Genomic DNA, 15,721 nt, shown 5'->3' with positions numbered 1-15,721 from the left:
CATAAAAATGTATCGTTATTTGACATTCAATAAAGGTATTCTTGACTGTTATGATAAATAGATGGGTTGACTTACCAATCCGTTTCCTCAAACCCTTCTTCGTTATCTGTTGCTTGATAAGATAAACGACTTAAAAGATAATCAATATGCAATGACTGATCCTTTAATACCGTTATAGCGAATAGCTCTTTTATAGAGAACTCAACCGAAAATTGATTACGGATCAAAGTTTCTAATCTGGTTATCAAAATTGAATTGCCTCCCATTTCAAAGAATTTAGCATTGCACCCTATTTCTTCTGGTGCGATACCCAATAACTCGGACCATAAATCAACCATTGTTTGCTCTGTTACTGTTTCAGGTTTTATGTATACTAATTGCGCTGAATCACCAACTAATTCTGGTAATGCTTTTTTGTCCACTTTACCATTTGCAGTCAATGGCCAGCTGTCTATTTTAATAAAAGATGTGGGCACCATATAATCAGGTAAATTGACTGAAAGCTGCGTCTGCACTGCAAAAGTCAACTCGGCCAATGAAAGTGACTGTGATATATCTTTGGGGTTAATATAAGCAACCAAAAATTTAGTGCCATTTTTGGCCTCTTTTACTACCACTAGTGCCGAATCCAACTCATTACATTGACTAAGTTGCGCTTCAATTTCACTTAATTCAATCCTGAAACCACGTATTTTAACTTGTGCATCAATACGTCCAACAAATTCAATATTACCATCCGGCAGTATTTTTGCCAGATCACCTGTTTTATAAATAAGCTCACTATCGCGATGCCCAGTTAAATTATAATATGGGTTAATGATAAACTTTTCGGCTGTCATTTCAGGACGCTGATGATAACCGCGAGCAAGACCGTCACCGCCAATATGTAGCTCACCAATAACACCAGGCGGTACCAATTCAAGGTATTTATCCAAAACATACAAACTCACATTATGTAACGGTTTACCAATCGTTATTTTCATTCCAGGATAAAGTCTTTGATACGAACAACACACTGATGCTTCTGTTGGTCCATAAGCATTATAAAAGGGGTATTTTTCAGACCAAAGGTCAACTAATTCAGGATCACATGCTTCCCCAGCCACAATAAGCCCTTGTAGTGCCAGATCAGACCTAAAATTCATCATTGCAAGAAAAGCAGGAGGCAAGGTCACATGTGTTATTTTTGCATCATATAGTAAATTACCAATAGCCTCAGGTGATATACGCTGGTCTTTATCAGTAATCACTAAGGTAGCACCATTTAATAACGCCATAGCATATTCCCATGTACCAGCATCAAAGCTCATAGAAGCAAAATGTAATACTTTACAGCTAGGTTCAATGTTAAAAGCAACGCGTTGATTTTTTGCTAAATTCACGATCCCCCGATGCTCAAGTAACACTCCTTTAGGCTTTCCTGTGGACCCTGAAGTATAAATTTCATATGCTAAGTCCGTAGATGACAGCTCCAATTGTGTAACTGCTATATTTTCATCACTATATTGCGTGAATAACACATCTTTTGGCGAAAATAGTTCATCTATATTTATAGCTTGATATCCTACAAGATCGATTTCATTAGTGATCGATATTTTTGTAATAATGGTTGTTATACCAGAATCCTTTAGCATATAGTCTAATCGTGCTTTAGGGTAACTAGGATCTAATGGCACATACGCCCCACCAGCTTTAAGTACTGCTAAAGTAGCAATAATCATTTCGAGTGACCGATCTAAACATATTCCAATTAAAATATCAGACTTAACAGTACTATGATCAAGCAAATAATGGGCAAGTTGATTAGCCTTACAATTGAGTTGCTTATAACTCAATTGTTGCTGCTGATATACCAATGCAATTTGTTCCGGAGCAAGGTGGACTTGCTGCTCAAAAAGTTCATGTATACATAAAGCACGTTCATACTCACAAGCATTATTATTCAAAGCTTTAACCAAATAATCACTTAACTCATTTGGCACTACATTTAGCTCTATCGGTGTCTGCTTATTTATATGTGCTATATCGCCTTGCCCCAGGCGTTCTACTAACAAATTAAGATGCTGACTTAATTCCTCTATATGTGAGTGGGTAAACAATGATTGATCATAAATCCAATTAATTTGTAATCCGCCTTCTAAGAGAGAGAACTCAACTTCGATATCAAATTTTGCTATACAAGCATCAGCCAGTAATGGCGTTAATTGAAGATTAGGTAAAATGGGAATAGTGCAATCTTGCTTATCTAGTTGGCCAGTAAAAGAAGCCATCAATTGACAAAGTGGTGCAAGTGCCTCACTTCTAGGCACTTGTAACGCATCAACTAATTGCTCAAATGGTAAGTCTTGATGGCTTTGAGCGTCTAAATGGGTCTCTCTAACATGCGTTAAATAAGTATCAAACGACGCTTGCTCAGTATCCACCCTAAGTGCCAAGATATTAACAAAAAATCCGATCAAAGGTTCAACTTCAACTTGCATTCTGTTGGCCACAGGCGTACCTATAACAATATCAAATGTATTACTATAACGACTAATGGTCAATGCTAATGCCGCATGCAGTAACATAAACGGAGTCATTTGATAATCTGTAGCCATTTTGCACAGTTGCTGAGCCTCCTGCAAAGGCACACGGCTCATTACCATAGCACCTGAATATTGCTTCTCTGCTGGTCTGGGGAAGTCTAGTGGCACACTGTGAACACTTGGTACACTATTTAATTGAGTTTGCCAGTAATCCAACTGCTGTTGCAACACTGTACCTTGCAACCAATTACGTTGCCACTGAGAAAAATCAGCATACTGGATGGACAATTCGTTAAGAGGACTTGGTTTACCTTCTATGAATGCATGATATAAAATAAAGAACTCACGTTTTAGCTGATTTAACGACCAGCCATCCGATGCAATATGATGCATATTAAGCATTAATACTCCTCGAGTTTCAGATAAAGAGATATAGCTTGCCCTTAGCATTAAGTCGGCCGATAAATCAAAAGGAGTTTGTGCATCCTCTAATAGTTGTTGTTTAACTAGTGACTGAGATTGTTGAGCCAAATGACCAAAATCTAGGCGCTGAATGATAAATGGTTGTGCCGGCAGAATGCATTGTTTTGGCCCACTTTCACTTTCTCGATAAACGGTCCTAAGCACTTCGTGCCGTCTAACTATTGCTGTCAAAACCTGCTCTGCACTAATTAGGTCAAATGAGCCTTCTATCTGAAACGCCATCGGCATATTATATTGTGGAGATCCACCCTGAAACTGATCTATAAACCATAACCTTTGCTGTGCAAAAGACAAATCAAATTCATTCTGTTCACGACTCTGCGATAAAATTTGAGGCTTCACTACTTTACTGCTACAACCAATCAGGTAAGCTAATTGCTTAATTGTACTCGACGAAAAAATTTGCTTTACCGTCACTTCAACACTTAACTGCTCGCGGATTTCTGATACCAATCGCACCGATAACAGTGAATGACCACCCATCTCAAAAAAATCATCTGTTGTAGATAACTGTGGCAACTCAATATTGAGCAGACGAGACCAGATCTTAGCAAGCTGCCATTCTGTATCAGTATCAGGTGCAACTAAATTACGATTTGATTGGATAGAAACGACAGGGGGTAAAGCACTTTTGTCTAATTTACCATTACTAGTCAACGGCCATTCAGCAATTACAGCGAATACGCTCGGAATCATATACCCAGGTAGTGAATCTTTAAGTGTAACCTTTATTGTTTCTATTAGAGCATGCTCTTTTGCCTCTGTCTCACATGTGAGACAAGGACGAACATATGCTACTAGTTGTTTATTTCCAGTTACTTCATTAACCTCTACTATAACAGAATCAACATTTTCCAACGCTTCAATCGCATGAACTACTTCACCCAATTCAATTCTAAATCCGCGAATTTTAACTTGATTATCAACTCGTCCAATAAAATTTAGACGACCATCACTATTATAACGAACTAAGTCACCTGTCTTATATAAAACCTCATCATATAACTCAGAGTAAATAAAGCTCTCATTGGTCAGTTTCTGATTATTTACATAACCAAGAGCAACGCCTTGACCAGCAATATACAACTCTCCGACACATCCTAATGGTACTGGAGTTAATCCTGAACTCAAAACATAACAACAAGTATTAGCAATCGATCTACCAATACTTATATCACCTGAATCTTCAACTAATACTCGATAAGTACTTGCGACATGAGTCTCTGTAGGACCGTAATGATTATACAGTTTGCATTGTTGATGAGTAATCAAAAACTGTTGGATATTTTTGGTCATTTTAAACACATCACCAGCGACAAACACCTCTTTTAAACAAGGTAAACCATTACCTGTCGTATTGACATGCTCAGTAATTAAATCAAGCACAGCTGGAGGCACAAATAAGCGTTCAATATTTTGCTGATATAACAACTCAGCCAAATACTCCAACTGATCTTTTTGCTGTTGAGAAATTAATGTTAAACAACTCCCTGTCAGCCAGCTAGTTGCCAATTCTTGAGCTGATACATCAAACGTTAATGGTGTAAATTGTAATGTATTATACGCTTGAGTGATGCCATCAATCTCAGCTTGATGCCTAGCCAAATTTACCAATGTGCCATGCTTTTGGCACACTCCTTTTGGACGTCCTGTAGAGCCTGACGTATAAAGGATATAAGCAGCATCGGCTATCGTTATTTCGGGCCGCTTAACGTTTATATGGTTAATATTTTCATTCTCGAGGATATCAAGCCCCATGACAGCTAATGAAATCGAATTTCCTGGACAATCCGCACTTGAATTACACAATATTAATGCTAAATTTAGCTCATCAACAATATAACTTAATCTATCAGCCGGAGCAGTGCGATCTAAGGCAACATAAACAGCTCCCGCTTTTAATATTGCTAAAACTGCACAAATTGTAGATTGTGAACGTTCACCATATAAACCTATTGGCTGTCCTTTAGTTACTCCATAATTAGCAATTAAAATATCAGCTATAGTGTCCGCTCGTTCATTAAGAGTCTGAAAAGTGAATTCAATATCATTTTTCTTTAATGCAACTTTCTGAGGATTAATCATTACCTGATGTTCAAACATACCATGCATAGATGTGAAGTTAAGAGGTAGCTGTGGCCCTATCGCTATTTTAGCTGCTAAATTATTCTCCTCCGAGCTAAACATTCTTACAGCTGATATAGGTACTTTTTGTAATTTTTCAGACGCAAAATCAGCCATATCTGCAAACGACACTAACACAGACAATAAATGTTGATTTAGCTGTTCTATATGTGCTTTGTTAAACAAAGATACGTCGTAGGTCCAAGCTGTAGAGGCACCATCACTATTTAATGCCATGTGAATATCAAGATCTAATTTAGTCGTGAGATTTACCTCACTCATTGGCTGCAAATAGGCATTTCCCAGTTTCAATTGTTGCTTTTCATCTTTATGTGCTACAAATTGATTATTGGTTGTGAGTAAAATCTGAAATAATGGGCTATGAGCATTATTTCTTGGTACATTTAGCGCTTCTACTAATTGCTCAAATGGAACATCTTGATTATCTTGTGCCTCCAAATGTACCTGTCTGAGATGCTTAAAGTATGTAAGAAGATGGGTATGCCCAGTATTAACCCTGAACACCAGTGTATTAACAAAAAAGCCAATCAGTGGTTCAAGAGTTGCTTCTCTGCGATTTGCAACTGGACTACCGATAATAATATCATCACTACCACTATGGCGACTAAGTACCAATGTCAGTGCCGCATGAAGTAGCATAAATGGCGTTAGTTGACAAAGCTTTGCGAATTGCAATAGTTTTTCAGCAATATTTTCATCTAGTACGGTAGAAACTAAATCGCCTTTATATTGTTTTTCAGCTGGTCTATCATTGTCTAAAGATAATTGATGTAGCACTGGCGCTTCGTGTAATTGCCGTTGCCAATAATCTAACTGGTACTGCAGTCGATGTTGTTTAAATTCATTTTGTTGCCAATGGGCAAAGTCTAAATATTGTATTGGCAAATCAATAAGCGGTGATGATAAGCCTTGTTCAAAAGCCTGATAAATAACAAAGAACTCTCTAGTTAAAACATCCATAGACCAGCCATCTGCAGCGATATGATGAACATTAAAAGTTAAAATACCATTGCTACTTACTTCTTTATTATCTAAGGCAACATAACTAGCGCGAATCATTAAATCTTGGCTTAAATCAAATGCTCTAATTGCTTCTTCACATAAGTACGCTTGCACGGTTTCGTACTGTGATTCGATATCACAAAAATCTTTATAATCTATAGTTAATTGGATATCTGTGAGAACTTTTTGGAGCGGCTCACCTTGATAGTCCTGATAAATAGTTCTTAATATTTGATGCCGCTTAATTACATCATTTAATGTTTTTTCAACAAGCGTAATATTTAGGTGCCCTTTAACATTAAAGGCAATAGGAATATTATACTCACTAGAGTCTTGTTGTAATTTATCAATAAACCACAAACGGCGCTGAGAAAATGACAGAACACCAGAGTTTAAACCTAAACGCTCCGGAATAACTTGAGATTGTTTGTCTGGTACAACAACAAGATTATTTTTGATAGTACTAATAATTTCCGATTTATTATTCTTTAAAAAATTTTTTTCTTCTTCTGTTAAAAACTTAATTTTACCCCTGACCAATAATTTACCTTGTTCATCAACAGTAAGCTTTATTCCTTTCTCTCCGAGCTCTAAAAAAACCTGTTTCATATTATCGCTTTTGTGCAGTCAAGTTAATGAGGAAACATAGCTGACAAACAGGTCTATGCCTATGAAAAATCGATATTTATTAACAAACATTACATACTACAGATTATAAGGGTCTGCATCTAAAATATATTAGATTTCAATTGGTTCGCTAAATTAAACTAGAAAAAAATACTGCCTTTTAGAACTTGGCTAAACCATATTTATAAATTACGACAAGAATATTTTTACGTGTGAAGTAAATTATTTAGAACTAACTTTAACTTTGTTATATGTCAAGAACATTACATATTCTCTTTATAATAGGCATCTAATAAATATAAATTACAGCTAATGATTAACAAAGAAAAATATAGATATATTAAATTCTACTTACAAACTACTTTGCTCTCATTTAGTAAAGTAAAAGAAGATGAAGGGCAAACATAAATACCATTACAACCATCTTTATTGCCAAAGTCATATGCTATCTTAAAAATATGATGTATCAAATGTACATCAATGTTTTCTGATGTTATCTCTTGCAAATTTAAAAGAGTGCTAAGTTCCGTTAATGCGTCATTACCCATCTTACTAGTCCATGTTATAAGTAGTTTACAGAATGCTTTCTTATTATATATATAATAAGAACCTTTTAGCTACATTTTTTACAAAAAAAATAACTCCATAATTGATAAAGAAAAACAGGTATTTTCATGCATGTTCATAGCTGAAGAGACTATTCCATTATGCGCTTTATTTTTCAACTAAAATAGAATGGATAAAAAAGTAGCCAGGTAAATATAAGCTGATCCACGGTTTGTCGAGAGCTTCATCGCAACACAGGTAAATGTGGTTATCGTTTCAAACACTCACAATACTTATGGTAGTACCACATTTTTAATGAGGGTTAGTAGTAAAATCTCTGTCATGTAATTGCTTCAACTTTTGTATTGGTATAATACCGCCTAACCCGATGTTAGATCTTTCATCATTATAAGGCCATAATCACTCTGTGGCTTTACCTTGTAACTCACTAATATCACTGTAGGTATAGTGACTTAACCAATCATAACGCACTGTCTGATTAAAATGCTCTATATAGGCATTCTGCTGTGAGTTTCTAGGTTGGATAAACTGTAATTTAATATAATTACCTCGTGCCTAGTCAGTTAATTTATGACTAATATATTCAGCCTGATTATCACATCTGATGGCTTTAGGTCTCCCCGCTATTCTATAACTTGATTTAATAAACGAATAACATGCTCGACTGGCAATGATAAATCAACGTCAATCACCAGTCTTTCTCGGTTAAAATTATCAATTACATTAAATAAATGAAACGCTCTGCCATCTGAGAATTGTTCAGCATTCGATAATAAATTTAGGTACTGATAGTGGCTCTGGCTTTTCGCTCTTTAATCGTTTATTTGGTTTTATACTGAGATTTAATTCGAGTTCACAGTAAATACTTTGAACTCACTTATGGTTCAATGTATAGCCTTTACATTGCGTAAATATAAAAAGCATAGGCCACCCCCCCCAATTACGCTGCCATTCGCTGAGGCCTAGGGTGTGTTGACCTTTCGTGATTGATTTTACAGCAGCATGTTTGATATTTAGGCAAGGCAGAGCCTATGTAGTGTGGTTATTCCCCATAAATAGGCGATAACGCAGCATAAATGCCAAACATGCGCTGTCCTTGGGTTCTGCCTAGGGGCGATTAACTCTTTGTTGCTCGGTTTTGATTTAGCCCACTAGGTTACAAACCTCACGCCGCGATTAAATCGCCCCTAGATTGAACACATTTTAATCCTGAAAGGTCAACAGATGTATGGACTCCCACTTCCCTCAGGAGTAACGTAATAAGCGATAAAACTTTTACCAAGGAGCCCATACATGTTTGATTGTAATGTAATCACAATTGATTTAGCAAAAAATTTATTTCAGGTTTGTAAAACAGATAAGAATGGACATGTTATTTATAACAAAGCAATCACGAGAGCTAAACTTAAAGAATTGTTAATTAAAGAGAAGCAATCTTTAGTTGCTATGGGATCGTGTGGCGGAACACATTATTGGGCACGCTTTGCGAAACAGGCTGGTCATCAAGTAAAAGCGATTAATGCACGACAGGTAAAAGCATTCCGTCAAGGGCAAAAGACAGATGCGAATGATGCGCTGGCTATTTCTGTTGCGGCTCGCCTGCCTCATATTAAAGGAAGTCGTTTACTTTCAGCCCATGAGCAATGCCTGCAAGGCATTGAATGTATGCGTGATTTATTGGTCAAACAAAAAGTAAGTTTAAGTAATCAACTCAGAGGCTTACTTTTGGAGTTAGGGTATCCAATAGCTCAAGGCGATACCCCGTTAATTCACGCTATACCTGAGATACTAGAAGAGGCAGAAAATAGTTTAACAGCCTCATTTCGTTTTTCAATTCACCTCCTTTTTAAACGCTTTAAGGAGACAATTGAAGAAGCAAAGCTGATTGAAAAACAATTGCATGAAATAATTAAAGAAGATAAAACATGTAACCGCTTACAAGCCTTAGAGGGAGTCGGTCCAGTCTGTGCAATTTTGATAAAAATAGCGCTAGGTAATGCAACACATTTCAAAAGTGGTCGAGAAGCCGCCGCATGTTTTGGTCTAACACCAGTACAACATAGCAGTGGGGGTAAAGAAAAAATAGGCGCGATATCTAAAGTGATAGGAAATAAGAAGCTGCGAAGTGCTTTGTTTAAAGGTGCATTAGCGGTTGTTTCCCAACTAGAAAAAAGAGAAAGTCGCAGTGAAAAAGATGTATGGTTGAAAGCATTAACCGCGCGTCGAGGAAAGAAAGTAGCAGCCATTGCTTTAGCGAATAAAACGATAAGAACGGCTTTTGCAATGCAAAAGCATGATAAAGAATACCAGCCACAATTACTTGCGGCTTAAAATTTGTCAATAAGAGCGCTTAAAATAGGTAAGACCAACCTTCAATAGACTGTTAGGGCCTGAAGTTTCATAAACTGCTCAACAGAAAAGTCATGAAGGTGCGAATACATAAGAGGCCAGAGGTAGCCCCTCAATTTGAGCCCGTATATAAGCTAGCATCTAAATTTATTTTAACTTTTTCTTTTTGACATTGACGGAGAGTCCATATAAGGCCCTAGTAACAAATCGGCTATCTAAGGTTTTCATTACTCAGCTTTGACGAATATCGACAACACGCTTCACTTAGCATAAACGTACGGCATACTAACGAAATACTCATTTTTTGAGTATTAACGACTTCATGTACAAGTTGCTTTCGCTAAGAAGTCTTTACCACTTTATTGCCATGGCTCCATGAATGACTCCGGCCTTAAGGCGCTCCCAAGCATACATTTTTTTTAGCGCCGGTTTTGATCTGCAAGCTCTTTCATTCTCGTCATTAAAGACACATTTATTATTTTTCGGGAGGATTACGCCACCACACTCAGCATCTCATTTATAAAAGGTTAAGCTACGCATACCATGTTCACAAAATAACTCAGAACGTATAGTGCTTGCTTTAAAATAGCGAAGATGTGGCTGTTAGTAAAATGTGATTTTTTCATAATTTTCTCTATATTTACAATAAGAGAAAATTCTACATTTGACTTCTATTATTTTTCGGGGAATTGATTACCTTATTCTTTTTAAACTTTATTGAGGTAATCCACCAATTTATTTAACGCAGCACTTACTGATTTTTTATCCTTCCAATCCAGTGAATCCCAATCCACATTAATATCCATTTTAGTAACATCCTGAGTTAATAGCTTTTTTAATCCACTCTGGGAGTTTAATGATTGAATAGTAAATGAAGGCAGAACTTTTTCTGATAACTTTCTAATCCCTTGTATCTGTTGTTCAATCAATTTCGAAATTGCTTTTTTATCAAGTACATCAAGGGTTGATTTTACGTGTTGTGTTTTATAATTACTCTCTATCGATAGTATAAGTTTTTTCATTTTTATAAATGAATAACTGCAGCCATTTTCATAGGCTATAGTCACTGATGGATAGCGAACAAGTACATTGTAATTATCATATGCACCCATTGAAATACCAAGGGTTGAGACTATTTCTCTTATAGTTAATCGTGACATACCAGATAATGCCCTAACTTTATTAAGAGTATCAATTTCAATACGGGCATTTAAAAAAGCTTGTAGCTTTCCATATTGAGGTAAGTCTTCTCTACTTGCATTTTCTTGAAACTGCTTTACCTTTGTCAATAGCGGCTTTGTATCATAAACTTTGAACTGAGCTACCGCTCCATAGCCTTTGGCATATACCAATGCAAAAAACCGTCTATGTCCAGTTAAAATTTGATATTTTCCATCTTCAAATGGAAACACTGTTGGAACTTGTATCATTTCAGATACTGAAATGTTGTCTCCTAATTCAATGATTGAATTTATCGTTTGTGAGGCTCGCTTTCTGTCTTCGTTACTTCGCGTAATACAATTTATAATCACTGACTTACCAATCAAAACATGATCTTCAGCGTGATACAACTTGATAAGTTGCCCTTTACTTAATTTACGTGCAACAAATAGCTTAGCGTGCTCATCATCTATAAAAATCGACGGTAAAAACCTTCCATTGGTTGGATCGGGTGCTACAGAACTAAAAAAAATACTTTTATATTCAAATGATTCATCATTTAATTTTTCTTTACTATTTAACTTATTTAATAGCATTTGCTCTAACATAGCTTAACCCTTTAAATGCCCTAGTCTAAAGTTAATTACCATGACACTAAATAATGGCATCACAAAAACTGGTCTACGTCGAAACAACCTAATGAAAGTCTCAGCTTATACCTCTTAAATATAATAGCGAAATAGTGATAACTTTTCTACTCAATTGTTACATAGAAATGACAATTATTAATAATATTACTTTTAAGTTCTTATTGTTTTAGCGTACCGGAAATCTTCCAATTTTAATGGCTGCTTGCAGTAGAATATCAGCTTTGTCATAGCTAAGTTTTTTATCGGTGTTATTGCGCCTAGACCATTGCTAAACCGTTCGTTGTTATATGTCCATAATCAATCTGTGGTTCTATCTTATAAATCACTAATATCATTGTAAATATTAAGATTTACCAAGCTGAGTAAACCGTAATTCAATATTATTATCTAACGCCCAATTTGCTAATTTATCGCTCATATGGAGATTACCATCAGTCTTGAACCAACAGATATTTTCTCAGGACTCCATTTTTATTTTACTATCAATTGATAATAATCGTGTTGGTGGTGTTTACGGGCAGATAAGTATGGCGTGTTTTAAAGGGTAACCACGCCTCCCTATGTTGCGATAAAGCTTTCGACAAACCGTAGATTGATGGATATTTAATTGCTGAGCCATTTTATTTGAACTCAACCCTGTACTCTTTAAGGCATAAATTTGGCGGCGTGGGTCAGTTGTTTATATATTTTCATTGTTATATATCTTGTCGCAGAAAAAGCGAACAGTCTATATTCAACTGACCACTTTTTCTATCCATTCAAGTTATGTACTTACTATTTGAATCCAAGTAAATTTTGATTTGACTGCATAATTTTTTTAATAAAGCTAAATGATTGCCCAGGGTAGAGTATTATATCTTCAACTAAATACTGAGCCTCTTGTTGGGTTATTTCTAGGCGTTTCATTAGATTCACTTTTGCTTGTGGTAAAGTCCAAGCATGATAGTGAACACCAATATCTGATTCCATCATTGCAAGCATAAGCATTTTATCTTTATCAGACATACTCATGTTGCTCGCCATCGTAGGTAAATCTTGATAAGCAGATTGCCAATCAAGCCCCTCAATTGGCTGCTCATCTGACAAATACTGAACTAAAAACGATGTTTGATGAGAAACCGATAATGTGTATTCAAACGCTACAATGCTTAAGTGCTTTATTTGTTCATTAACAAGAGTGACCCATTCGAGCGGTGAATGAACTTCGCCACTAAAATAGTTAAGTTTACTTTGATACCACTCAGTCCCATTAGGTAACCCTCTTAAACCCAGGCTACCGCGAGGCTTGTAATTAGCCAAATAATCGCTAAAAGCTCTTATATGACTTTTAAGAGGTGGTTGAATACCATAACTGTCAATCACACCCAATAGATAGCTTTTCAGCAGCTGTAGTTCTATTTTATTTAACTTTAAATTGCTTTGCCTAGCGTTATCTAATGTGCTTTGATTTAGTTTAAGCCAAGTGACAATGTTACCTACCTCTTTACCTGAACTATTTTGCTTAAGCATATTTGTTAATACATTAACTTGAGCAGGCCAAGGAAAGTAACGCGCAGGAAACCGCTCCGCGATTACAAGGTAATTAACCTGTGCAATTTGGTTCGGCTTGATTTGCATCCCCATCAAATTTTGATAAATAACATGGCGTTTATTAAGGTAAGCATCAGAAAAAACGAATTGCTCATTAGTCATTTTTTCACTACCAACACCATTAGTTTGCATCAGTGAAATATTCAAATCTTTTAAAGCGCTTTGCGCTTCTTCAAATGAATTATAGCCCTGCTCCTGCCTAGAGCATGCAACTAAAAACAAGCATAATAAAAAAGACAAAAAGAATGTTTTATACATAATAATTCCAATAAAAAAAGCCCCAAAGGGGCTTTTTATAGATTACTAAAATAAATTAAAGTTAAATTTTAACACCGTTGCGAGCGGCTTTATCTTTAATATATGTAGCCCAACCTTTCGCAAACTTACGTGTGCGAGGATCGTCCATTGCTTTTGTAATAGCAGCATGAGCTTGCTTATACTTACCTTGATAGTAATACGCTTCAGCTAAATCTGAGTAAATTGTGCCCTTTTTATCAGAGCCCAATTCTAGTGCTTTGTTCAAACGAACAACAGCAGCACTGAACTTCTCAGATTGTAAAAGTAACGAACCTGCTTTGCGGTAAAGCTCAGCATCTTCATCAAATTTAGCAGCCTCTTCGTAATACTTAGCAGCTTTTTCTAAATCTTTAGAGCGATGGTAATTACTAGCAATCGCGCTAACATTTTGCTTAGTACGTTTTACTTTCTCTGTTTTAACGGCCTTTTCAAGTGTTATAGCTGCTTTAAAAGGGATTTCGTTTATAGAGTAAAAGTTAGATAAGACTTTATATTCAACTTCATTTTCAAAGTAACCATTATTGTATGCAACTTCCATAGTTGCTAGGCCTTTTTGATAGTCTTCAGTTTGCAGGTAATATTTACCTAAACTAACCCAAGCTTTTTTATCATCTGGCCATACACGAACAATTTCTTCGCCAATTTTAACCATGTTTGCATAATCTTTAAGTTCAAAATATGCACCTAATTTTAATTGGTAAGGGCCTTTATTTGGCTCTTTTTGAAGTTTTATTGCCTTATCGGCTGGTTCAAAAACATCACGGTATTGTTCTAACTGATAGTTAGCTTGAGCTATACGCGTGTAAACTGTAGGATCTTCTTCACCTGTGAAGTCCATCCAAGCTACATAAGCTTTTTTGGCTTCTTTGTACTTTTCAGTACCAGCAAATAAATCACCTAACAATTTTAATGTTTGTTCCTGATCAGCAAAGTTCAAAACATCAGGGGCAACTGCTTGCTTAGAATATTTAATCGCATCGTCATACTTTTCTTTTTGAGCGTACATGCTACCTAAGTAACGATTTACGGTCGCTTTATCAAAGTCATTCGAAGGTTCGATCTCTCTAAGCAAAACAATTGCTTCGTCAATTTTTTCTTCGTTGTACAAGTCAAACGCTTTAATTACTTTTTTACCAGTACGCTCGCCCATGATTTTAGTTTTTGCTTTTTTACGCTCTTCAATCTTTGCGTAATCTGGCGCTGCTAAAACAGATGCACTTAAAGTAGCACCCGACACAGACATAAGAATTGCAAGCGCAGTTACTTTAGAAAAATTTCTCATTACTCGCCTCCTTAGTTGCCTTGGTTAAGTTTAAAGTCTAATTGAACTTGTAAACCTGGTTGTTTTTGTGGTTTTCCGTCAATGATCTTAGGACGGTACTTCCACTTACGCAGTGCACGTTTAGCTTCACGGTCAAAGATACGTTTTGGATCGGCGTCAATCACTTCAACGTCAGTTACTCCACCTAGCTCATCAATTGTGAATGAAAGTTGAACCCAACCTTCTTTACCATCACGTGCTGCTTGCGTTGGATATTTTGGTTCTATACGAACGATAGGTGTCGCATCACCATCTCGTCCAAATGCACCAGGACCACTTAGTCCACCTGCCGAACTACCAACATCAATGCTTCCCATATTAAATGACATAGCACCAGGATTTGGATTATTATTTTCCGGCTGTGGCGGCTGCGGTTTAGGCGGCTGCTTTGGCGGTGGCGGAGGCGGAGGCGGTACACGCTTCCTCTCCTGCACCTTAGATTCAGGCGGATTCGTCATTATTTCGACTATGATCTGCTCTTTTTGTTCCGTATTACGGTCAGCCCCACCAGAGATGAGGAATGCCATGAAGTAGAACAAGCCGAAAGTAACTGCCCCACCTGCAATCAGTGAAAACAGAAAACGAATCATTACTGATCTCCAGCTATTGAAATTCTCAGGTTGTCGCCCGTCGCTTTAATCTGGTCCATAACTTTAACCACTACACCATGTTTTGCTTCTTTATCAGCCTGCAAAATCACAACTTCAGTAGGTTGTTCTGCTAATAAACTTTCAATCTTTGCTGAAATACGCTCAACATCAACTTGCTGCTTATCTATCCAGATTTCGCCGTTACTACGAATTGCAATAAAAATATTAGCATTTTTTTGCTTAGTAGCCTGGGCTGCTTTTGGTTTATTGACCTCTATACCAGCTTCTTTAACGAACGATGTAGTTACGATAAAGAAAATAAGCATGATAAATACGATGTCAAGCATCGGTGTCATATCTACCGCTGCATCTTCTTCTTCACGAAAACGTTGTTTACGTGCCATATTTAATTCT

General features: G+C 36.5%; 8 protein-coding genes. 1 reads left to right on the top strand and 7 read right to left on the bottom strand.

Annotated features, from left to right (window positions below; translation table 11 throughout):
- Positions 1–71: 71 nt before the first annotated feature.
- Positions 72–6,764 carry a non-ribosomal peptide synthetase gene (locus PALI_RS01560; RefSeq protein ID WP_193154613.1) on the bottom strand — a complete coding sequence of 2,231 codons (6,693 nt, stop codon included), beginning with the start codon at positions 6,762–6,764 and terminating at the stop codon, positions 72–74.
- 984 nt (positions 6,765–7,748) lie between these two features.
- Entirely contained in the window at positions 7,749–7,889 is a 141-nt protein-coding gene (locus PALI_RS20310; RefSeq protein ID WP_193154625.1) for an integrase core domain-containing protein, read from the bottom strand.
- 753 nt (positions 7,890–8,642) lie between these two features.
- Between PALI_RS20310 and PALI_RS01550 the strand changes: the two genes are divergently transcribed.
- A complete protein-coding gene (locus PALI_RS01550; RefSeq protein WP_193154364.1) occupies positions 8,643–9,680 on the top strand; it encodes an IS110 family RNA-guided transposase in 1,038 nt (345 codons plus the stop codon).
- Between the two features lie 725 nt (positions 9,681–10,405).
- Here PALI_RS01550 and PALI_RS01545 read toward each other — a convergent pair.
- The 5 genes from PALI_RS01545 to PALI_RS01525 form a co-directional block, all read right to left on the bottom strand.
- Complete coding sequence (locus PALI_RS01545) at positions 10,406–11,467, bottom strand: hypothetical protein (RefSeq protein ID WP_193154611.1); 1,062 nt, start codon at positions 11,465–11,467, stop codon at positions 10,406–10,408.
- An 816-nt stretch (positions 11,468–12,283) separates the two neighbouring features.
- Positions 12,284–13,357 carry a hypothetical protein gene (locus PALI_RS01540; protein ID WP_193154609.1) on the bottom strand — a complete coding sequence of 358 codons (1,074 nt, stop codon included), beginning with the start codon at positions 13,355–13,357 and terminating at the stop codon, positions 12,284–12,286.
- 61 nt (positions 13,358–13,418) lie between these two features.
- Entirely contained in the window at positions 13,419–14,678 is a 1,260-nt protein-coding gene (locus tag PALI_RS01535) for a tetratricopeptide repeat protein (RefSeq protein ID WP_193154607.1), read from the bottom strand.
- A gap of 11 nt (positions 14,679–14,689) precedes the next feature.
- Complete coding sequence (locus tag PALI_RS01530; RefSeq protein WP_007583869.1) at positions 14,690–15,307, bottom strand: energy transducer TonB; 618 nt, start codon at positions 15,305–15,307, stop codon at positions 14,690–14,692.
- Positions 15,307–15,711, bottom strand: a complete 405-nt coding sequence (locus PALI_RS01525) for an ExbD/TolR family protein (protein WP_077537659.1) — start codon at positions 15,709–15,711, stop codon at positions 15,307–15,309. Before PALI_RS01525 ends, PALI_RS01530 begins: the two co-directional genes overlap by 1 nt.
- Positions 15,712–15,721: the final 10 nt, after the last annotated feature.

The organism is Pseudoalteromonas aliena SW19 (genome assembly GCF_014905615.1).
Classification (GTDB): Bacteria; Pseudomonadota; Gammaproteobacteria; order Enterobacterales; family Alteromonadaceae; genus Pseudoalteromonas; species Pseudoalteromonas aliena.
The sequence above is the reverse complement of the archived record's forward strand: the minus strand, read 5'-3'. Positions and strand labels throughout refer to the sequence as shown.

Bases quoted from the DNA above. Each gene is read 5' to 3' on its own strand.
- PALI_RS01545 (WP_193154611.1), bottom strand. From the start codon at position 11,467: ATGTTAGAGCAAATGCTATTAAATAAGTTAAATAGTAAAGAAAAATTA.
- PALI_RS01550 (WP_193154364.1), top strand. From the start codon at position 8,643: ATGTTTGATTGTAATGTAATCACAATTGATTTAGCAAAAAATTTATTT.
- PALI_RS01540 (WP_193154609.1), bottom strand. From the start codon at position 13,357: ATGTATAAAACATTCTTTTTGTCTTTTTTATTATGCTTGTTTTTAGTT.
- PALI_RS01560 (WP_193154613.1), bottom strand. From the start codon at position 6,764: ATGAAACAGGTTTTTTTAGAGCTCGGAGAGAAAGGAATAAAGCTTACT.
- PALI_RS01525 (WP_077537659.1), bottom strand. From the start codon at position 15,711: ATGGCACGTAAACAACGTTTTCGTGAAGAAGAAGATGCAGCGGTAGAT.
- PALI_RS01530 (WP_007583869.1), bottom strand. From the start codon at position 15,307: ATGATTCGTTTTCTGTTTTCACTGATTGCAGGTGGGGCAGTTACTTTC.
- PALI_RS01535 (WP_193154607.1), bottom strand. From the start codon at position 14,678: ATGAGAAATTTTTCTAAAGTAACTGCGCTTGCAATTCTTATGTCTGTG.